Annotated in this window: 17 protein-coding genes; 11 read left to right on the plus strand and 6 right to left on the minus strand. The window is 61.7% G+C overall.

All coding sequences use genetic code 11. The features are described from left to right. Positions 1-21: 21 nt before the first annotated feature. Positions 22-2,307 carry a TonB-dependent receptor gene (locus KHO33_RS05115; RefSeq protein ID WP_200564563.1) on the minus strand — a complete coding sequence of 762 codons (2,286 nt, stop codon included), beginning with the start codon at positions 2,305-2,307 and terminating at the stop codon, positions 22-24. A 318-nt stretch (positions 2,308-2,625) separates the two neighbouring features. Between KHO33_RS05115 and KHO33_RS05120 the strand changes: the two genes are divergently transcribed. Genes KHO33_RS05120 through KHO33_RS05130 form a run of 3 tightly spaced genes read left to right on the plus strand, consistent with a single transcriptional unit; the run spans position 2,626 to position 4,633 of the window. Then, a complete protein-coding gene (locus KHO33_RS05120) occupies positions 2,626-3,501 on the plus strand; it encodes an energy transducer TonB (RefSeq protein ID WP_234475163.1) in 876 nt (291 codons plus the stop codon). Between the two features lie 2 nt (positions 3,502-3,503). Continuing rightward, on the plus strand, positions 3,504-4,214 hold the full coding sequence (locus KHO33_RS42585) for a MotA/TolQ/ExbB proton channel family protein (protein ID WP_328822047.1): 711 nt from the start codon (positions 3,504-3,506) through the stop codon (positions 4,212-4,214). Beyond that, positions 4,211-4,633 carry an ExbD/TolR family protein gene (locus KHO33_RS05130; RefSeq protein ID WP_054037507.1) on the plus strand — a complete coding sequence of 141 codons (423 nt, stop codon included), beginning with the start codon at positions 4,211-4,213 and terminating at the stop codon, positions 4,631-4,633. Before KHO33_RS42585 ends, KHO33_RS05130 begins: the two co-directional genes overlap by 4 nt. Positions 4,634-5,217: 584 nt before the next feature. Here the strand turns inward: KHO33_RS05130 and KHO33_RS05135 are convergent. Both KHO33_RS05135 and KHO33_RS05140 read right to left on the minus strand, forming a co-directional pair. Next, on the minus strand, positions 5,218-5,757 hold the full coding sequence (locus KHO33_RS05135; protein ID WP_054037511.1) for a cytochrome b: 540 nt from the start codon (positions 5,755-5,757) through the stop codon (positions 5,218-5,220). Further along, positions 5,754-6,815, minus strand: a complete 1,062-nt coding sequence (locus tag KHO33_RS05140; protein WP_054037513.1) for a catalase family peroxidase — start codon at positions 6,813-6,815, stop codon at positions 5,754-5,756. Before KHO33_RS05140 ends, KHO33_RS05135 begins: the two co-directional genes overlap by 4 nt. 299 nt (positions 6,816-7,114) lie before the next feature. On the opposite strand from KHO33_RS05140, the gene KHO33_RS05145 reads away from it, so the two are divergent. The 4 genes from KHO33_RS05145 to KHO33_RS05160 all read left to right on the plus strand — a co-directional run bounded on the left by KHO33_RS05145 (position 7,115) and on the right by KHO33_RS05160 (position 9,934). Continuing rightward, the gene (locus KHO33_RS05145; RefSeq protein WP_054037515.1) at positions 7,115-8,050 is read left to right on the plus strand and encodes a hypothetical protein; all 936 of its coding nucleotides are present in this window, start codon (positions 7,115-7,117) and stop codon (positions 8,048-8,050) included. A gap of 260 nt (positions 8,051-8,310) precedes the next feature. Beyond that, the gene (locus KHO33_RS05150; protein WP_054037517.1) at positions 8,311-8,748 is read left to right on the plus strand and encodes a carboxymuconolactone decarboxylase family protein; all 438 of its coding nucleotides are present in this window, start codon (positions 8,311-8,313) and stop codon (positions 8,746-8,748) included. 57 nt (positions 8,749-8,805) lie between these two features. Next, positions 8,806-9,498 (plus strand): FMN-dependent NADH-azoreductase, encoded by a 693-nt coding sequence (locus KHO33_RS05155; protein ID WP_054037519.1) that lies wholly within the window; start codon positions 8,806-8,808, stop codon positions 9,496-9,498. 4 nt (positions 9,499-9,502) lie between these two features. Continuing rightward, on the plus strand, positions 9,503-9,934 hold the full coding sequence (locus tag KHO33_RS05160) for a cupin domain-containing protein (protein ID WP_054037521.1): 432 nt from the start codon (positions 9,503-9,505) through the stop codon (positions 9,932-9,934). A 30-nt stretch (positions 9,935-9,964) separates the two neighbouring features. Here the strand turns inward: KHO33_RS05160 and KHO33_RS05165 are convergent, their stop codons facing one another. After that, positions 9,965-10,285 (minus strand): hypothetical protein, encoded by a 321-nt coding sequence (locus tag KHO33_RS05165; protein ID WP_234476927.1) that lies wholly within the window; start codon positions 10,283-10,285, stop codon positions 9,965-9,967. A gap of 449 nt (positions 10,286-10,734) precedes the next feature. On the opposite strand from KHO33_RS05165, the gene KHO33_RS05170 reads away from it, so the two are divergent. Together KHO33_RS05170 and KHO33_RS05175 are read left to right on the plus strand one after the other, a co-directional pair. Further along, a complete protein-coding gene (locus KHO33_RS05170; protein ID WP_200564562.1) occupies positions 10,735-11,853 on the plus strand; it encodes a porin in 1,119 nt (372 codons plus the stop codon). A gap of 146 nt (positions 11,854-11,999) precedes the next feature. Next, positions 12,000-13,355: an MFS transporter gene (locus tag KHO33_RS05175; protein ID WP_200564561.1), complete on the plus strand. Its 1,356-nt coding sequence runs from the start codon at positions 12,000-12,002 to the stop codon at positions 13,353-13,355. Between the two features lie 50 nt (positions 13,356-13,405). Here KHO33_RS05175 and KHO33_RS05180 read toward each other — a convergent pair whose 3' ends face one another. Further along, positions 13,406-15,940 carry a penicillin-binding protein 1A gene (locus KHO33_RS05180; protein WP_054037523.1) on the minus strand — a complete coding sequence of 845 codons (2,535 nt, stop codon included), beginning with the start codon at positions 15,938-15,940 and terminating at the stop codon, positions 13,406-13,408. Positions 15,941-16,090: 150 nt separating this feature from the next. Between KHO33_RS05180 and fabV the strand changes: the two genes are divergently transcribed. Further along, positions 16,091-17,287, plus strand: a complete 1,197-nt coding sequence (gene fabV, locus KHO33_RS05185; protein ID WP_093633701.1) for an enoyl-ACP reductase FabV — start codon at positions 16,091-16,093, stop codon at positions 17,285-17,287. Between the two features lie 100 nt (positions 17,288-17,387). Here the strand turns inward: fabV and KHO33_RS05190 are convergent, their stop codons facing one another. After that, entirely contained in the window at positions 17,388-17,732 is a 345-nt protein-coding gene (locus KHO33_RS05190; protein WP_054037525.1) for a hypothetical protein, read from the minus strand. A 348-nt stretch (positions 17,733-18,080) separates the two neighbouring features. On the opposite strand from KHO33_RS05190, the gene KHO33_RS05195 reads away from it, so the two are divergent. Beyond that, on the plus strand, positions 18,081-19,895 hold the full coding sequence (locus KHO33_RS05195; RefSeq protein WP_234480511.1) for a methyl-accepting chemotaxis protein: 1,815 nt from the start codon (positions 18,081-18,083) through the stop codon (positions 19,893-19,895). The last annotated feature ends 78 nt before the right edge of the window (positions 19,896-19,973 follow it).

Raw genomic sequence — 19,973 nt, forward strand, 5'->3', positions numbered from 1 at the left:
TCCCCTCCCACCGCCCCCGCTTTACTTCCACGCATAGCGCAAACCAACCCACACGCCACGCGGCGCGCCCACACCGAGAAACTGTTCATTGGTCACGGCATTGGGCGAGAACGAATGGCCGGGACCATTGAAGAAATTCTGCCCGAGGATGCCAAAGTCGGCGTAGCGTTTGTCGAACAGATTGTTCACGTGCGCGAACAGCTGCAGTTGCTTCGTGACCTGATAGGTCGTGTCGAGATCGACGATTGCGTAGCCCGCGATACGCCCATTGCTGTCCTGATTATTCTCATCACCGCGGGAAAATATTGAGCTTCGATACAGTATGTTTGCACCCACATTCCATTTCGCGGTCGCCGCATAATCCAGACGCAGCTTCAGCGTGTTCTCTGGAATGCCAGGAATACGGTCGCCCGGGTGCACCGTAATGTTGCCTTGACTGTTGGAGCTCGAGTTGCTCGCGCTTTGCTCGACAAAGCTGCTTTGATAGGTTGCGCGCAGATAGGTATAGCCTGCGTTCACAGTAAGCGGGCCTGTCTGAGTACGTGCGTTGATTTCGAATCCTTGTCGTCGTGTAGTGCCGACGTTCTGGAAGTATCCGGTCGACGTCGCTGCCCCATTACTGCTGACAAACGCAATGTCATCGTGAAGATCGGTGCGGAACAATGCCGCGCTCCAGTGAATTGCCGACGATAGCGTTCCCCGCGCGCCCGCCTCAAACGTGCGCGACACGACCGGTTTTAACGCGGGGTCGGCAATAAAATCGTTTGGCAGCGAACAGGGCGCAGCCGGATCGGCGCAGGCCAGCTCAATAGCGGTCGGCGTACGCGTGCCCTCGCTGTAATTGGCATAAGCCGTCAGCCAGGAGACCGGGTTATAGGTCACGCCGAGCGCCGGATTGATCCGCGAAAAACTGTGCGAGCCATTCAACAGGGGCTGCATGCCGCTGCGATCCTCGATGTCGACGCTAGCGTGGTTGTAGCGCGCGGAGGCCGTCAGCGCAATCGTGCTGGTCAACGAAAGCGTATCGGTCACGAATACACCAAGATTGCTGTTACGCGTCGATGCATCGGTTTCCAGACTGAAGCCGCTGGTCCCGACGGTCTGGCGATCCGAGGCGAATTGGGCATTCTGCGTGTACTGCGTGAAGCCAGTGCTGGCAAAATCGCCGCTGACACCTGCCGTCAACTGGTTGTCCATCCCCGCGACTTTGCCGGTGACGCTCAATTGCAGTGCGAATCCATAACTGTCCTGCGAGATCACGGAGTGCGAGTTTTGCGCAGGGACCGTGTCGATCGCGCCCGTCGCCGGATCGATAGAGCCGTAGTCTCCATTGACGTTGCTACTCAGATTGTCGTTGTTGTAGTGCCGGTAGTACGCATCGCCGGAGAGCTGCAACGCATCGCTGAAGTCATGCTTGCCTGACAAAGTCAGCATGATCGCGCGATTCTGGTTCTCATCGGGATACGTGTAGGCCTGGCGTGGATTGTCGAGAAACGAGCGCGGAATGGTCTGGGTACCCTGCAACTGATTGTCGGCCGCGGTGAGGCTCAGTTCGACGGTGGTGCGCGCGTCCGTATAGCCCATCTTGCCGAACAGTTGCTTCACGCGGCTGGGATTGTGGTCGGCCCAACCCTGATCGGCTTCGTCGTTGGCGGTGACGAAATAGTCGAAGTGTCCCAATTGGCCGCCTTGCGTGAGGACCACACTCCTGCGTCCGAACGAGCCGCCCTCCACTTCAACGCTGCCACCGGAGTTGTCGCGGCCATTTTTTGTGGTGATTGCGATCGCGCCGCCGAGTGTGTTCAAACCGAATAGCGGATTGGAGCCGGGCATCACCTCGATGCGCTCGATCGCCGATTGTGCGAGCAGGTCCCAGTTGACTACGTCACCGAACGGCTCATTGATCCGCACGCCGTCCTGGAACACCGACAGGCCTTGCGGTGTGCCAAGAAGCGGCGAAGCGGTGAAGCCCCGATAGTTGACGTCCGGCTGATACGGATTGCCCTGACTCGAATTGAGCGTCACGCTGGTGATGTTCTGCTCCAGGTAGGCCGTGATGGAATTCGGGTGTTGCGCCTCGATGTCCTTCGCCTCGGCGATCTGCACGGCGGCAGGCACCTCATTGAGCGCCATGCCGAGTCCGGTAAGCGGCGCCGTACCCACCACCGTTACGACCGGCATCAGCTGGGAAGGCGACGGCGCGGGTTCGTCTTGCGCCACTGCGCAGGTACCGTGGGCCATAGCAAGCATGCCCGCTATGGCGGCGGCGATGCGCGTGCGTCGCCAATCGTCGCGATGCGACTTCATGTGTCTCCTCCGTCCTGACGCGCATCGGCTTCATGGCCGTACGCGGTACGTTCTTTGATCGCGGTTTCCGATGTACCCACTTCAAAGCAACATCGATGCCGGACATCGACGCAATGCGATGCCATGTCGAACGCTGTACCGCGTTTGTCTTCGCTCACGTGACACCTGTGTCGATTTGGTACAGGCGGTGTTCCGAACGGGGGCACCTAAGGCACACCCTCGGAGCGCGCCCGATCCAAACAAACGCCGCACGCGCGTCCCCACGACCGGCACGCATGTTGCGATCCGAATGGCAATCAGAATCTGGGGGTGGCGCGCATGATCACTTCAACGCTGAAAGGTGCAAACGCGGCGCGACGCAGGCTGCGTAGCCTGCAATGCGCCGCGGCGGCGAACCCGCCGATGCGCGTCGCAGCGAGCCGACTGCCGCCGTACACCACGGGCGCTTTCAACGACCTCGGGGGAGCACGCGCGCATGCCATTGCGCTAGTCGTGCTTGCCGTCCATTGCACGGTGGCGCTCAAGCTATGGCGTGTGTCAGTGGAAAAGCAGGAATACACGGCGCCGCATGTGCTCGACCTGCAATTCGACGTAAGGGCTGCCGTGCCGCCGCCGGCAGCGATTTCAACGCAATCAGCAGACCGCGCCGCCAACCTGCCATCGGCTATGACATCGCCCGTGCCGGCGCCCTCGACCTCGACGCGCCGTGCAAGAGACATGGCTACCCCGCGAAACACTACTCAGGCTTCGCGATCGAAACCGCTCGCGAAGATCGCGCCGAACAACGTATCGAAACCGCAGCCTGCGCCCGCCGCTACGACTCCACAACCGATAGCCACAGACGCCGGTCCCGAACCACGCAATGCATCGACCTCAACATCACCGGAGTCCCAGCCGACGTCCGAACCGCTCACCGAACCCAGCTTCGGCGCCGCTTACCTGCACAATCCTGCGCCGACCTACCCTGGCGTGGCTCAACAACGCGGCTGGCAAGGCACCGTCATGCTCAAGGTTCATGTACTGGCCAGCGGCCGGCCAGACCACGTCGGACTCGCGTCGTCGAGCGGCCACGAGTCGCTCGATGACGCGGCACTCGAAGCCGTCACCAACTGGCGTTTTGCGCCGGCTCGCCGTGGCGTTCAGGCAGTCGATGGATGGGTCCAGGTACCCATCGAATTCAAACTTGGAACCTGACTATGAACATCTCTGACTTCGCCACACAGCTCATTGTCGACGCTTCGCTTTGCTTGCTCGCGGCCTGTTCGTTGCTGACGTGGTGGCTGATTCTGTACAAAGGCTGCGCGTACTGGCATCTTGCATCTGAGAACCGGCGCTTCACGGCACTTTTCTGGAGCGCCGCCGAGCGCGATCCGTCGGGCATGCCAGGCAGCCCGTCGCACGCTTCGGAGTGTCCGAAGGCGCGCGTGGCGCGCGCCGGCTTCGCCGCGTGGTCGGGCGCCACCCCTGTGGAGACGGCAGTGGCCAATGCGGAATTCGTGGCCTGGGACCGCCACGAACTGCTCGATCGCTTCCTGAACCAGCAGATCCAGAGAGAAAGGCGCGTGCTTGAGCGCGGCTTGACGCTGCTTGCATCGATTGCCAGTACCGCGCCGTTTATCGGCCTGTTCGGCACGGTGTTCGGCATCATCCATGCGCTGCACGCGGTCGCTGTGGGCAGCGCGAGCGGGATCGAAGGGGTCGCCGGCCCGGTCGGGCAAGCACTGACTGCGACGGGAATCGGGATCGCCGTCGCCATCCCCGCGGCACTGGCCTACAACCTCTTCGTGCGCCGCGTTCACATCTCGATTGCCGATCTCGAAGACTATGCCGCGGATCTCGTCAACGTTGCGCAACGCAACGGTTTTCGCGCGGTGACCGGCGCTCATCGAGCGGAGGTACTCACATGATTTCCCGTTCGAACGTAAAAGACACGGATCAACCGCTCGCTGAAATCAACATCACGCCACTTGTCGACGTCATGCTGGTACTCGTCGTGATTCTGCTCGTCATGGCGCCGATGTTGACCAGAACGCTGCATATCGATCTGCCGAAGGTTGCAGCCAACGCGCCCGAAGCGCGTGATCACGCGGTGACAGTCAGCCTCGATGCACACGGCAAGCTCACGATCGACGGCCGCGACATCGCCGCGGACCAGCTGGAGCCGACGCTCAGGCGCATTGCAGCGCGGGATGACCGGACCGTGGTGAATCTGCGTTCCGATCAAAGCCAACCATTCGGCGCTGTTGCGAATCTGCTCGCCAAGATCGGCCATGCGGGCATCGCGCACGTCGCAGTCGTAACGGCAAACGTGGTGCCACGGAATTGACATAGCGCGGTCGCGCGCTTTCTCCCTCGCCGGAGCGGGTACGCTTCAGAACATCGGTTGGTACGGCGCCATTCCGTATCTTGTTGCAGTCGTTTTCATGTATGGCTTGGGAAGACTTTCAGATGCTCGTGGGGAGCGCATCCGCTACAGCGCCTTCCCCGCCATACTCGCCGCAATATTGCTAACGATGACGGTCTGGTCACACGGCAGTTTTGCGTTGTCGATGGTTCTTATTTCGCTTGCAACCGGCTGTATCTATGGAGCCTACGGGTTCCAGAACTGCTCCGGGAGGCCTTGCGCTCATTAACACGATTGGATTGCTCGGCGGTTTCGCGAGTCCGGCTTGTATCGGATGGATCAAAAGCGTGACCCATTCTCTCGACTACGCGCTCCTCCTGCTTGCGGGCGTCCTCCTGCTATCGGCATTCGGACTGCTCGCGCTTCGCAGCCGCGTGCAGAAAAGAGAGACATTCTGTTTAATGGTTGCTCCGTTAGGAGGCCAATAGCACAGCCGATGATAAGGCGAGCGCTCGTTGAGGCTCGCCGCCTTCAGATTTGACATACGCCTTCTTCCGCTTAAACCTCTACCCTTTGCGCCACGACGCCATTGCCTGAAAAACGCCATCACGCCTGACCAGCGCATGAAATAGCGCGGCTGCGATATGAAGAACGATCAGCGCAAAGAAACACAGCGCGAGAAATCTGTGTGCGTTCCAGAGCAGCGTGTGCAGTTCGTTGCTGTGAGGTAAAACCGACGGCAATCGAATGCCGGCCACCACGATCGGATAGTCCGCCGCAGACAGCATGCCCCAGCCAAGTAGCGGAAGTGCAATCATCAACGCATAGAAAGCCACGTGCGAGAGATAAGCCGCAAGCTTCATCGGCTCAGGCATATCTAATGGCAGTGGCGGCGCACCTCGAACAAGCCTGACTATCAGCCGGATCACCGCGAGCACGAGAATCAGCATGCCCAACGGTTTGTGAATCGAAACCAGCGTGAGATAGTCGGGCCGAACGGTCGATACCATGCCGACACCGATGAACAGCATCGACAGAATGCAGATCGCCATGATCCAGTGCAAAGCGCGCTGTACTGGCGTGAAGCGCTTGTGACTCGATGTCATGGCTTGACCCCTTCGGTTGGCGTATGCGGATAGTCTTTGTCCTCGGCGGTCCGACGGTTGAACGATACCGAGTACGCAGCCGAGCGCGCAGCGGGGAACGGATCGTCCGAGACGCGAATACCCGAAGGAAGCACTGTCGGATCGAAATTGAGGTCGCGGCACGGCCCATTGGCTTCGGGTTCGATGGCGTTGACCACCAGCGTGCCGGCCTCCACTTTGCGGCGATCATCGGGCCAGGCTTTGCTCGGATCGGCGGTCGGGTCACCCGGATTGGCGACGGTGACGATCATCGTCCAGCGTTGCGGAGCGCTGCTCACCCGCTGCGTAATGTCCGAAGCAAGGAAGTCGGGGCTGCGCTGTTTAAGATCGTCCGGAGAGACGTTTTCCGGTTTCGCTTCCGGCACAAAGGACCAGCGCACGACCTGATCCTGTCCTGCGGCGTTCGTGAAGATAAAGCTGTTGAGGCTGTTATACCGCTCTTGCGCATAAGACGCCGTCCAGGGTGCGCTGGTTGCCCACGCACCGAATCTCGCAAACTCAGGGTGGGCGCCGATGAAATTCTTCATCGCATCGGGGTCATCTTTTCGCGCCGAAGCTTGCAACAAGGCATAGAAGCCCTGGGGCGTCGCAACGGGGAAGAACGGTGCATCGATCATCGCCGAGCGCCACTCGTTTCCATCGGGTGTGACGATACGCAGGCTGAGGCCGCGAACGCGTACGGTGGCGTCTGTGGCTTTCGCATCCGGCGTGGCCAGATTGAAACGTCCTGTGACCTGATACGAACCAGACGCAAACATCTGTGCCTTTGACAGCGCCGCTGCGGCTCCATTCGACTCGAATGTGCCGGTAAAACAGATGCCTTTGGCGTGGTTACGCCGGAAACCCAAAGCGGGTCCGCCTGGAGGCGCCAGGCCATTGACGATTTTTGCGGGGGTCAGGCGGTCTGGAGAAAGCCAGCCTGCGGTGTAAGCGAAGGCAAGCACTACCACGGCAACGACAAGTGCGATCAGGGCCAGCGAACGCGTAACGGAAACGTTGGAGCTCGGTCTGTCGGTCATGGGACTCTCGATCAAGAGTGCAGGTAGCGAAAATCTAGCAGCATTATGAAACTCGTGCCGGGAAGATGCGCGTTGGATTGGCATTCGTCTCGCTACGCATTGACACTTCTATTCCACTGGCTGTGAACGCGTGAGGGATTCATCTACACTCGCTACCCTTTCCCCCGGAGCAACAATCGTCACGAAGTTCTCGCACAACCTGAGGTAGTCTTGTCGGCAACGCTTCAACAGCGGCGAGTCTGAGGATCGACTCCGCCAGTACGACAACGGTTGTAAAGACCTGATGGAGGGTACTTACTGTGGCTACGAACAATGGCGGTACGCTGTATGTCCTGCAGGCACGTCCACCGGCGATCATCGCTCTGTCGCCGGACGGTTCACACGAGGTCGTTCTCGCGAACCTCACGCGCACGCCCGACGGCATCAAGGTCGATGCTGAAAACCAGACGGTCTACTGGACCAATATGGGAACCGGCATCCATCTGGTCGACGGCGATCCGGCTTCCGGCGCCGTTCCCCCGAACGACGGCACGATCGAAAGCGCGAAGCTCGACGGAACCGGGCATCGTGTGCTGGTGCCTTCCGGTAAGGCCGGAACGCCCAAGGAAATCGTGCTGGATAAGGAAGGTGGTCACCTGTACTGGTGCGATCGCGAAGGCATGCGAGTCATGCGCGCGCGGCTGGACGGCTCGGAGGTCACGGAACTCGTCCGCACCGGGAATTTCCCGGAGGATACGCGCGACGCGAAGCGCCATTGCGTAGGCATCGTCCTCGATAAGGAAAACGGGCATGTCTACTGGACGCAAAAGGGCGCGCCGGATGCCGGCGAGGGCCGCATCTTCAGGGCGGGCCTCGAGCTGCCGCCTGGCGCGACACCCGATCGGCGCCCGGATATCGAATGTTTGCTGGCCGATCTGCCCGAGCCGATCGATCTCGATATCGATCACCGCGACACCATGCTTTACTGGACGGATCGTGGCGACGATACGCATGACGGCAACACGCTGAATCGCGCCAAAATCACGGCGTCCGGACTGGTTGATCGCCAGGTGCTCGCCCGCGAGCTGAAGGAAGGGATTGGCGTGTCTCTGGACTCACGGGGGCGCCGCGCATTCGTGACCGATCTGGGCGGCAACGTGCGCGAGCTGGACATCGATCTGAAGCAGGAGGCGCATTTCACCACCGTTGCTCATCTGGGCGTGCTGACGGGTATCGACTACGCGGAAGACATCTGAGTCGGATCCCTCAGAACCGCCCGGCTCAACGCGCCTGACGGCTCGGCCTGAACAGGATTTCGTTCAGGCCGGCATCGCCCGGTTGGCCCATCGCGAAGACCACCACGCGGGCGAACAAGTCCGAGGACATTGCCACCCACGGCACACCGATAAAGTGGCTACCTAAAAATACATAAAATCGGTCATTTAATAACACCAGTCGAACGCCTAATCTTCACTCATCGGCCCACGAAGTGGGTCCAACCCTCAAGGAGTGAATCATGGAACAACGTCTCGACTTCTATAAAGCCAACCCCGCTGCCATCAAGGCGATGCTCGGCGTCGAAGAACGCATCGGCAAATCGGCCCTCGAAAAATCGCTCACCGAACTGGTCCGTCTGCGCGCCTCGCAAATCAACGGCTGCGCGTTCTGCGTCGACATGCACACCACCGACGCCCGCAAAGGCGGTGAATCCGAACGGCGTCTCGCCACCGTCGTGGTGTGGCGTGAAACGCCCTTCTTCACCGACCGTGAACGCGCGGCGCTCGAATGGACCGAAGCGCTCACGCTGGTGTCGCAAGAACACGTACCCGACGCCGTGTGGCAAGCCGTACGCCCGCACTTCAGCGACGAGGAACTGGTCGACCTGACGCTGCTGATCTCCGCCATCAACGCGTGGAATCGCTTTGCGATCGCGTTTCGCAAGATGCCGGCTTGAGCGCGCTGTCGCTACGCCCTGCGCCCCCTTTCTGCATAACCCCGAAGGAACGAAGTCATGAAAATCATGCACGTGGACGCGAGCGCCAAACGCGAGCGATCCAACTCGCGCGCGTTGAGCCAACATTTTCTGGAGCGCCTGCGTGAAGAAGGTCTGGACATCGAGGTCGACTACCTCGACGTCACCGTCGATACGCCGCCGCATGTGAACGAAGCATTCGCCATCGCGACCTACACGCCGTCGGATGAGCGCACGCCCGCCATGAAAGCGACGCTGGCGGCATCGGATGCGCTGTGCAAGCGCCTGCTCGACGCCGACGCGCTGGTCTTTGCCATGCCCATGTACAACTGGTCGATGCCCTCCGTGTTCAAGGCGTTTATCGACAGCATCACGCGCACCGGGCTGACCTACGTGCACACAGCCGACGGGCACATAGAAGGCCAGCTTGCGCGGCAAAAGGTGCTGTTCATCACGAGTCGTGGTGCTGACTTGCGCGCCGGACCCTACTCGTCGATGGATGCGCTGACGCCGGCGCTTAAGGCCGCGTTCGGATTTCTCGGCGTCGCGGACCCGACCTTTGTCGACGCGCAGCCGTTGCAGTTTTCGGATCAGGCCTCGCGGATCGCAGCACTCGAACGCGCGCGCACCGAGCTCTCCGCAGTGGCGGCGAACTGGGCCAACCCGTCGAAGCCGGAGTCAGCTTCAGCATTGGAACAGGACAACGATGTCATGGCGCTCAGCCAGGAGTAATCACATGAAAACTCGTACGCTGACGGCGATGGTGGCTCTCGCCGGTCTTTCCCTCGCGGGCATCTCGCCAACCGTATTCGCCGCGGATACGGCCGCAGTACACGAGACGATTACGCCCGCGTTCACGGAGGCGATCGCCAACGTTCCAGGCAAAACGATGACGGCGCTTGTCGTCGACTATCCGCCCGGCGGCAAGTCGCTACCGCATCGGCACGGGCAGGCTTTTGTGGTCGGCTACGTCCTGTCGGGTGCGATCCGCAGTCGTATCAACAATGGCCAGGAGCACGTGTTTCATGCGGGCGAATCCTGGACCGAGAAGCCCGGCGTGCATCACACGGTCAGCGAAAACGCGAGCGATACCGAACCCGCCAAGCTGCTGGCCATTTTTGTAGCGGACACAAAGGATAAAAAGCTGGTGACGTTCGACAAGCAATGAACGCGTAACGTGAGATGCAGCCGCGCCCGCCTAGAACTTCGGATGACACTCAAAATTCACTGACGACGCGTGCGCGGTCATCATCGCCACGCCGCTCACCGTTTCAGTCGTGACACTGCTTTGCATGCCGCGACGCTCGCAGTAGTCGCGCGCCTCGCCGATTGCGTGTTCATGCGCGCGCGCCCAGGCCATCTTCCCGCCGGTCGCGCTCGCCGCTACCGTGTAAGTTCCGGGTTTGTCGGTCGTGACGACATCGGTCGTCGATGCGCAGCCCACGAGGCTCGCGCACGCGACCACTGCCGCGATGAGCGCCCGCCCCCGGTTCGACAACAAGCTTCCGCTCTGCGGCATTTCGGACGCTCGCTCCTGATCGAGCACGGAATCTGACACATGGTTGAACATATTCGCCCACATTTTTTAACCATTTTTCCAATCTCGAAATTATGCGCAATCAGGCGCGCCAGATCAGCCTCGTCACCCGAAAACACTGTTGCACACGCCTGAACAATCGCCCGTAGCGCAAGCCAGGAAGGGACTCCGCAAGTCCGCGGCATAACAGACGAACATCGCATCGCCGCGGGCCTCAGCCCTGTTTCCGCGCCCTTCTGTTTCATGCAGTTCCTGCACTCTCCTCATACGAACAATGCACTGGCTTTATTCCGCCAGTTGACCGAAATTAGCACGGTCATTCCATTTTGCGGCGCGCAGGATTCGGGTCGCAGAACCCTACCCGCGTTAACCCCGCAGCAAGACTGTGCAATCGAGTCCGCAACAGGCGGATATAAAAAGAGGAGACATGCATGCGTTTTATCAACCACGGTGTTTGCGGAGCCACGCTGATTCTTGCCGCTGGTGGCGCCGCGGCCGCCGAGTCGAGCGTGACCTTGTACGGCGTCGTCGACGCGAACATCCAGTATCTGGACAACGGTGGCGTGCATTCGTATGCCGAAAAGAGCGGCGGCTCGACGGGCTCCCTGTTCGGCCTGAAGGGCACTGAAGACCTGGGCGGCGGCCTGAAGGCGCAGTTCAACGTCGAAACCGGCTTTAACGTGAACAACGGCGGCTTATTCGCCGACACCTCGGCGCTCTTCTATCGTCAGGCATGGGTCGGCCTGAGCCACGACCAATACGGTTCGGTGACCATGGGACGTCAGTACGAGCCGAGTTTCCGGGTCATCTATCCGTCCGACCCGTTTCGCGCGAACGAAGTGTTGTCGCCGTTCTCGGCCAACGTCCTCGCAGTCGACCGCAACACGCTGTCGACGCAATACGATTCCGGCCGCGCCAGCAATTCGATCATGTATCAATCGCCGGATATGAAGGGCCTGAAGTTGTATGGCATGTATGCGTTCTCCGCCACGGTGAGCCAGCCTATACCGGCCACGACCGGCAACATGCTGAACGTCGGGGCCACTTACTCGGGCTACGGTTTCTACGCGGGTCTTGCCTACGTGAACCAGCATCCGGGCCAGGAAACCATCGCCGGCCTGCCCACTTCGCTGAGCCTGCTGGGCACCGAGCACTTCATCGGCGCGCTCGCCTACCGGATCGGTATCGTGAACTTGCAGTTCAACTATTCCTACAACCGCCCGCAGGACCCGGCGCCCGGCTCGCTGGCCGCGCACCTGGGCACCGCCCATTCGCTGAGCATTGCGGAATTGGGCGCGACGATTCAGGCAACCCCGGCCGATACGATTACGATTGCCGGCGTTCAGCGCAGCGTGCGCGGCGCGCATGACAATACGTCGAGCATCGAAGTGGGCGCCGACCATTCGATCTCCCAACGTACGAGTTTCTACATGCGGGCGGGCTACATGAAGAACAACGGCACCGCCACGGTGAGCTGGCCGGGCGTGACCGTGACCGCACCCGGAACCAAGCAGATTCTCGCAACGGTGGGTATGACGCATCGGTTCTAAGGCGAATCGCCGCCGGGTGACGCAAGAGCCTCGCCCGGCGGCGGGCGCTCCCCCCGGCGGCAAAACACTTTCGGAATCGCGCTCCACCGACTAGTCTGTATGCACATCAAGCAAACAGACCGGACGCTGAACCGGAGGAGACGTCGATGGATATCGAAGCACGCACCATAACCCGCGTGACGGTTCGGCTCGTGCCGTTCCTGATCGTCTGCTATTTCATTGCCTATCTCGACCGCGTCAACGTCGGTTTTGCTGCACTGCAGATGAACAAGGCGCTCGGCCTGTCCGCGAGTGCATTCGGCTTCGGCGCGGGCATTTTCTTCATCGCGTATTTTTTCTTCGAAGTCCCCTCCAATCTTCTGCTCGAGAAATTCGGCGCGCGACGCTGGATCGCCCGGATCATGTTCACATGGGGGATTCTTGCCGGCGCGATGGCCTATATCCCGGACATCGCCCGCTTCACCGGCCTCTCGCCCGCGCACGTGTTTTATGGCTTGCGCATTCTGCTGGGCGTGGCCGAAGCAGGTTTCTTCCCCGGCATCATCTTTCTGCTGACGCTATGGTTTCCCGCCGCCTATCGCGCCCGCGTGGTCGGCTATTTCATGGCGGCCATTCCGCTGTCCACGGTGATCGGCGGCCCGATTTCCGGCGCCCTGCTCTCGATGGACGGACGCGGCGGACTAGCCGGCTGGCAATGGGTCTATCTGATCGAGGCGCTGCCCGCGCTGGTGCTCTCGTTCGGTGTGCTGTTCTATCTGACCGACAAACCAGCGGACGCCACCTGGCTTGCCAAGGACGAACGCGACTGGCTGGTCGCCCGCCAGGCTCAGGAGCGCGAGCATCGTGAGGCTGTGCGCACGTACAGCGTGAAGGAAGCGCTGTTCAATCCGCGCGTGCTCGCCGTCGCGCTGATCTATTTCGGTGCGAACGCAACCAACTATGGCCTCAGTTTCTTTCTGCCGCAGATCGTCAAGTCCTTCGGTCTCACCAACCTGCAGACCGGTTTCGTGACGTCCTTGCCTTACATTGTCGGCGTGGTCAGCATGATCTATTGGGGACGCCATTCGGACCGCAAGCTCGAACGCAAATGGCATGTGGCGATTGCATTACTGGTCGCGGCCGGCGGCATTGCGGCGGCGGCCGGGCTCGACAATCCGGTGCAGAAGATGATCGCGTTGTCGATTGCCGGCTTCGGCATCTTCGGCTGCCTGCCGGTGATCTGGACCTTGCCGGCTGCGTTCCTCTCGGGCGCGGCGGCGGCGGGCGGTATCGCCGCGGTCAATTCTCTTGGCAATCTGGCGGGATTTTTCGGTCCTTACGCGATGGGCTGGATCAAGGACAGCACCGGCGGCTTCGGCGCCGGTCTGCTTTGTCTGTCGGGCGCGGGACTCGTCGGCGTGGCGGCCGTGCTTCTGCTGCATCACGACACATCGCTCGAGGCGTCGTGCAGTCTTCCGGACTCCGGCGTGGCAGGCAGGGAGAAAGTTGCCAGGCCGTCGTAACTGCGTCTGCGGAGCGCGGACTTAGCTATGCGGCCCGGCATGGTCGAACCTCAGGGCGATGCGCTCCCCGGCGCGCTGGCCGGCACGCTCGGGAATGAGTTTGCCGCGCCGCCTGCGTCCGGCGGCAGCACATCGTCCGGCGTGGGCGTAGGCGCTAGAGCCGGCTCGCCGTTGCCATGCACTTCACCGTCGACTGCCCTGTTTGCAGGCGCGGTCGCTGATGCCGGTGCTTGCAGGAGCGGCGGCTGAGGCGGCAGCGCACGCGGTTCGACATCAGCGGCGGCGGTGGACGCGGTGGATGCCGCAGCCGCCGATGCAGCGGATGCCGGCGCAGTCGCAACAGCAGGCGCATGGCGCGTCGTATTGCGTGTGACAGCCGTCGCGTCCGTCTTCGCAGGCGACGCCGCAAACAGATGCTGGAACCACTCGCGCAGCCTGCCCGAGCGTTCGGCAAACCAGCCCGGCTCCACATCGGTCGCGAACTTGACGCGGCTGTCCACCAGCTTCGAGCGTTGCGCGCGCTGGAAAAAGTCGCCGACGATCGGCAATGCGCTGTGCGCCCCCTGGCCCCAATAGTCGCTGCGCAAAGTCACCCGGCTGTCGTTGAAGCCGACCCACGCCCCGGCCACGAGTTGCGGCTGGATCAGGATGAACCAGCCGTCCGCATTGCCCTGCGTGGTACCCGTCTTGCCCGCGACATCTCCACGCACGCCGAAGCGGCTGCGAATGCTCGAACCCGTACCCCGGCTCACCACGTCGCGCATCACATCGACGAGGGTACGCGCGGCGTCGGCCGGCAACTCCTGTTTGGGCGATGCCGGCGCGAACTCGGCCAGCACTTCGCCGTTACGGTCTTCGATACGCGTGACCATTACCGGCTCCACGTAACCGCCGAGGTTGGCGATCGTGCCGTAGGCCGAGACCATCTCCTTCAGCGTCACCGGGCTCGTGCCGAGCGCGAGCGACGGCACCGGGTCGAGTTCGCTGTCGCGCACGCCCATGGCGCGCGCCAGTTTCGCGACCTTGTTCGGACCGACAGTTTCCATCAACTGGGCGGTAATCCGGTTGCGCGAATAAGCGAGGCCGTCGCGCAGGCTGATCGCCCGCTCGCTCGGCTCGTCCTCGTCGCTCGGACGCCAGACTTCGCCGCCCGCCAGTGGAATCTCGACGGGCTTGTCGATAAACGTATCGCTGGGTTTGGCGCCGTCTTCGAAGGCCGCGGCGTAGACGAACGGCTTGAAGGTCGAACCCGGCTGGCGCCGCGCCTGCTGGACGTGGTCGAACGGGTCCTGGCTGAAGTCACGGCTGCCGACCCATGCCTTGATCTGGCCGTTGCGCGGGTCCATGGCGAGGAAGTCCGCCTGCACCCGGGTCTTGGACTCGCACACGCTCTTCACCAGGTCGCGGTCGGACGAGACGCGCTTCATCGCGTCGTCATCCGACAGGCCCGCGTCTTTTGCGGCACGATAGTCGGGCGTTTCACGCAGGAAAGTCTGCAGCAGGTCACGGCCGTTCGCACAACCCGCGCGCGTGCCCCACGCCGAATTCGCGATGCCCTGCAACTGGTTGCCCTGCAAAGTCACGGCCTGAGTGGCCATGGTCTGCAAGCGTGAATCGATGGTGGTGCGCACCACCAGGCCATCGGAATAGATGTTGTAGTCGTTGCGATCAGCCCATGCCGCGAGCCATTTGCGCAGTTGCTGTGCGAAGTGCGGCGCGGGTCCGGGCGGCTCGGTTTGCCGCTCGAAATCGATGCGCAAAGGGCGGCGCGACAGCGTTGCATAGGCCGCGGGCGTGAGCTTGCCGTACTTGACCATTTGCGCCAGCACCGTGTTGCGCCGTTGTAAGGCGCGTTCTGGGTTGAGCACCGGGTTGTAATAGCTATTGCCCTTGAGCATGCCGGTAAGCGTCGCGCTTTCGAGCACGTTCAGGTCGCCGGCCGATTTGTCGAAATAGGTTCGCGCCGCCATCTCGATGCCGTACGCGTTGTAGAGGAACGGCACCGTGTTGAGGTAGGTCTCGAGGATCTCGTCCTTCGTGTAGAGCGCCTCGATCTTGAAGGCCGTAATCGCCTCCTTGATCTTGCGGGTCAGCGTGGGCGCGCGGCCGATCTCGTCGGGATAAAGGTTGCGGGCGAGTTGCTGGGTGATGGTCGAACCACCCTGGCGGTCGCCGGAAAACGTATGCAGCGCGGCGGACGCCGTGCGGCGCCAATCCAGCCCGAAATGCTGGTAGAAGCGGTGGTCTTCCGTGGCGATCAGCGCATTCACCACGTTCGGCGAGATGTCGTTGAGCTTCACCCACTCGCGGTTCGAGGGCTTGAATTCGGCCAGCAGTTTGCCGTCCGCCGAGAGAATCTGCGCCGGCTGCTCGATTTTCGCCTTGCGGATGTCGCCGATGCTGGGCGTGAACGGAATCAGGATCAGCACATACAGAACCAGCAGCACCGGGCTTGCGGCACAGGCCCATGCCACGCCGCGCAGCGTGGGATGGCGCAGATGCCAGAGGCCCCGCACGATGGGCTGGTTCGCCCGGGTTAGCCCTTTTTCAAGGGTCTGTAAGAATGAGGTGATCAGGCGCTTCACACTTGCTACCGTCTGCTGGGAAAGGCTGAATCCTACCAAGATGCTGGGCGAAGGCCGATTTTTGCGCGGCAAATGGACAAACCCAAGCGCCGCGCACAGGCAGAAACCCAAGCCCACTATAATGTCGGCAATTCTGACAAGAGGTGCTTCATGATCATCAAACCGCGCGTGCGTGGCTTCATCTGTGTATCGACCCATCCGGTTGGCTGCGAAGCCAACGTCAAAGAACAGATCGAATACGTCAAGGCACGCGGCCCCATCGCCAATGGCCCGAAAAAAGTGCTCGTGATCGGCGCCTCCACGGGCTACGGCCTCGCCGCCCGCATCAGCGCCGCGTTCGGCTCGGACGCCGCCACGCTCGGCGTGTTCTTCGAGCGCGCCGGCAGCGAAACCAAGGCCGGCACCGCAGGCTGGTACAACACCGCCGCCTTCGAGAAATTCGCCACGGAAAAAGGCCTGTACGCGACCAGCATCAACGGCGACGCCTTCTCCGACGAAGTCAAGCAACGCACCATCGAAGTCATCAAGCGCGATCTCGGTCAGGTCGACCTGGTCGTCTACAGTCTCGCCGCGCCCAAGCGCACGCATCCGAAGACCGGCGAAGTGTTCACCTCGACCCTGAAGCCGGTCGGCAAGGCCGTCAACCTGCGCGGCATCGACACCGACAAGGAAGTCATCAAGGAAACCGTCCTCGAACCCGCTACGCAAGCCGAAATCGACAACACCGTCGCGGTGATGGGCGGCGAAGACTGGCAGATGTGGATCGACGCCCTCCTCGAAGCCAACGTGCTCGCCGACGGCGCGAAGACGACCGCGTTCACCTATCTCGGCGAAAAGATCACGCACGACATCTACTGGAACGGCTCGATCGGCGCGGCCAAGAAAGATCTCGACGAGAAGGTGCTCGGCATCCGCGAGAAACTTGCGGCCAAGGGCGGCGATGCGCGCGTTTCGGTTCTCAAGGCAGTAGTAACGCAGGCGAGCTCCGCGATCCCGATGATGCCGCTGTACCTGTCGCTGCTCTTCAAGGTGATGAAGGCGAAAGGCACGCACGAAGGCTGCATCGAGCAGGTCTACGGGCTCTACAAGGACAGCATGTACGGCACGACGCCGCACATCGACGAAGAAGGCCGTCTGCGCGCGGACTACAAGGAGCTCGATCCCGAAGTGCAAGCCCGCGTCCAGGAACTCTGGACCCAGGTGACCAACGACAATATTTACGAGCTCACCGACTTCAGCGGCTACAAGACTGACTTCCTGCGCCTGTTCGGATTCGAAATCGCCGGCGTGGACTATGAAGCCGACGTTAATCCGGACGTGCAGATTCCTGGGCTTGTGCAGATGTGAGGTTTGCTTGCGGGGTCTTTACGGCCCCGCAAGCCGTGCGTTATCGGTATGGGCAGTGGACCCGTTCAAGATAGCGTCGTCGCCGTGATCATCCGGCGTATCAGCAGGGAAACGCCCCCTGAAGCGTGCGCAGAATGGCGAGCCCGATTGGAAAGTCGTCCGAGATGCTCGGATGGTTGGTAAAAAACTGATCGAGCAACGGATAGACATTCTGATTGCCGATAGCGAGGTTCTGCGGCGGGCAGAACAGCGGCGGACGCTTCTTCGACACCAGATCCCCGTTCGCCCACCCCAGCGCATTGATCGTGCCGGTGATATACGCCGCGTAGACCGAGTTGTTGTCGGTATGGGCCCAGAGCTTGTATTGCGCGGCCGTCATTTCGGCGCTTGCGTTGAGAGTAAAACAGGCCGTCAGCAAAGCCAGTGCAAATTTCGATACCCGCATCTTTAAACCTTCAATCTGTGTCGCAAAAACGGCCATTGTAGGCGAGTCCGAGCGTGGCACGCACAAGCGTCCGACGCTTAGAATTTCGTAAGCATTCCGCCAATATTCCTGTAAGCAATCCCCTGTGATTAGGCCCCGCGACGTCAGCGTCGCGGCGGCTGGGCAACGCTCGCCTGTTTGCCTGGATGGGAAAGCGCGATCCACGCCGCTTACTCCGCCTCAAGTTCTGCTTTTTTCCGCCGTAGTTCGTGAAGGTAGACCTAAAACCGTGGTTCGGCTCAGGTCGTGCCGAGATGTCGCAGCAGGCGTTCCGATTCGTGCAACACCCTTCCATCCTTCACGGAAACCATGATTTCGTCACTCCGAACCCGTATCCTGATCATTTCGTCTGCTACCGTTATCGGCGCACTCGCGCTCTCGGGCGCCACTGCCTACACCACGGTGCGCGCCAACACGATGGCGACCATCGCGGAGAACCTGAGCGCTATCGCCGGCGCCAATGCGCTGGCCATCGACAAGTGGGTGGCAGCCAAAGCGCAGGCAGTGAAGGTCACCGCTGAAGAGGTCGAGCACGGCGATCCGCAAGGTTTGGTCAAGCATATGAGTGCTGCGGACGGCTTTCCGATCACGACCGTCGGGTGGACCGACAAAACCTTTTTCTCGACCAGCAGCACCACGCCCAAGGACTACGACCCGACCGCGCGCCCCTGGTACAAGGCGGCCGTCGCGGCCGGCACGCTAATCGTCACGAAGCCGTACGGCGACGTGTCGACGGGCCTCCCCTACGTCTCGTTTTCCGCGCCGATGATCCGCAACGGCGAAGCGACCGGCGCGCTGAGCGGCGCCGTGCCGCTCGACGGCGTGCGCGAAGTGGTCGCCGCGGTGCATCCAACGCCCGCGAGCCTGGCGTTCGTAGTCGCGCGCGACGGTCAGGTTATCGCGCATCCGGACGCAAAGTTGATTCTCAAGCCGGCGACCGACATCTCCGCCGCGCTGACGCCGGACGCACTGGCGTCGCTCGCGCAAGCCGGTGCACCGATGGAAGTCGATCTGGGCGGTGTTGCGAAACTGCTCAAGGCGCAACCGGTGCACGGCACCGACTGGTATCTGGTGATCGCACTCGACAAGGCGGAAGCCACGGCAGGTCTGGCCAACGTTCTGCAAGCGCTCGGTGTGGCGATGGTGCTGCTGACGCTGGCGGCAGTGGGCATTGCCGCGTTCTTCACCTCGCAGTCGTTCCGCAGCCTCTCGCAGGTGCGCGATGCCATGGATACCATCGGCTCGGGTAGCGGCGATCTCACGCATCGCCTGCCGGTGGTCGGCAACGACGAAGTGGCGCAGATTTCCGCCTCGTTCAACGCGTTCGTCGACAAGATCGGCACGGTGCTACTGGAAGTGCGAGCCGGCGTGGAGAACATGAAGACCGCGACCAGCGAAATCGAAATGGGCAACCGCGATCTGTCGCAGCGCACGGAAACGTCCGCCTGCAATCTGCAGAACACCTCGGCTGCCCTCACGCAGTTGACCGCGAGCGTCAAGCAGTCGGCCGAATCCGCCGTGGAGGCCACGCGGCTGGCCACCTCGGCGAGCCAGGCGGCAGCGCGCGGCGGTGAAGTCGTGACGAGCGCAGTCAGCACGATGGACGATATCGCCAGGTCCTCTGCGCGCATTACCGAAATCATCGGCGTAATCGACGGCATCGCGTTCCAGACCAACATCCTTGCGCTCAATGCGGCCGTCGAAGCGGCACGGGCCGGTGAGAATGGCCGCGGGTTCGCCGTGGTCGCGGGCGAAGTGCGCACGCTGGCGCAGCGCAGCGCGACCGCCGCACGCGAAATCAAGGACCTGATTCAGGCATCCGAGACCAGCGTCGGCACGGGCGCGCAGCGTGTTCAGGCCGCCGGTGCGGCGATGCACGAAATCGTTGCGGGGATCGATCGCGTGAATCGCGTCATTGCGGAAATCGACGGCGCGATGAACGAACAGAGCGCCGGCATCAGCCAGATCGATCGCAGCGTTGCCGAGATGGACCAGGCGACGCAGCAGAACGCCGCGCTCGTGGAGCAATCGACCGCCGCCTCCGCGACGCTGAATGAGCAGGCGCACGGCCTGTCGCGCGTCGTGGGGCTGTTCAGGCTGCGCCACGCTGACGCACGGGCGTAAAGCGCATCGATACCGAGACGCTGCTTCAGGCAACCGTCGTTGGCACCTTGACTAACGGCGCTGCCTGCCGCGCTTGCG

Origin of the sequence: Paraburkholderia nemoris, assembly GCF_905221015.1 — a bacterium.
Classification (GTDB): domain Bacteria; phylum Pseudomonadota; class Gammaproteobacteria; order Burkholderiales; family Burkholderiaceae; genus Paraburkholderia; species Paraburkholderia nemoris.

Bases quoted from the DNA above. Each gene is read 5' to 3' on its own strand.
- KHO33_RS05115 (WP_200564563.1), bottom strand. From the start codon at position 2,307: ATGAAGTCGCATCGCGACGATTGGCGACGCACGCGCATCGCCGCCGCC.
- KHO33_RS05120 (WP_234475163.1), top strand. From the start codon at position 2,626: ATGATCACTTCAACGCTGAAAGGTGCAAACGCGGCGCGACGCAGGCTG.
- KHO33_RS42585 (WP_328822047.1), top strand. From the start codon at position 3,504: ATGAACATCTCTGACTTCGCCACACAGCTCATTGTCGACGCTTCGCTT.
- KHO33_RS05130 (WP_054037507.1), top strand. From the start codon at position 4,211: ATGATTTCCCGTTCGAACGTAAAAGACACGGATCAACCGCTCGCTGAA.
- KHO33_RS05135 (WP_054037511.1), bottom strand. From the start codon at position 5,757: ATGACATCGAGTCACAAGCGCTTCACGCCAGTACAGCGCGCTTTGCAC.
- KHO33_RS05140 (WP_054037513.1), bottom strand. From the start codon at position 6,815: ATGACCGACAGACCGAGCTCCAACGTTTCCGTTACGCGTTCGCTGGCC.
- KHO33_RS05150 (WP_054037517.1), top strand. From the start codon at position 8,311: ATGGAACAACGTCTCGACTTCTATAAAGCCAACCCCGCTGCCATCAAG.
- KHO33_RS05155 (WP_054037519.1), top strand. From the start codon at position 8,806: ATGAAAATCATGCACGTGGACGCGAGCGCCAAACGCGAGCGATCCAAC.
- KHO33_RS05160 (WP_054037521.1), top strand. From the start codon at position 9,503: ATGAAAACTCGTACGCTGACGGCGATGGTGGCTCTCGCCGGTCTTTCC.
- KHO33_RS05165 (WP_234476927.1), bottom strand. From the start codon at position 10,285: ATGCCGCAGAGCGGAAGCTTGTTGTCGAACCGGGGGCGGGCGCTCATC.
- KHO33_RS05170 (WP_200564562.1), top strand. From the start codon at position 10,735: ATGCGTTTTATCAACCACGGTGTTTGCGGAGCCACGCTGATTCTTGCC.
- KHO33_RS05175 (WP_200564561.1), top strand. From the start codon at position 12,000: ATGGATATCGAAGCACGCACCATAACCCGCGTGACGGTTCGGCTCGTG.
- fabV (WP_093633701.1), top strand. From the start codon at position 16,091: ATGATCATCAAACCGCGCGTGCGTGGCTTCATCTGTGTATCGACCCAT.
- KHO33_RS05190 (WP_054037525.1), bottom strand. From the start codon at position 17,732: ATGCGGGTATCGAAATTTGCACTGGCTTTGCTGACGGCCTGTTTTACT.
- KHO33_RS05195 (WP_234480511.1), top strand. From the start codon at position 18,081: ATGATTTCGTCACTCCGAACCCGTATCCTGATCATTTCGTCTGCTACC.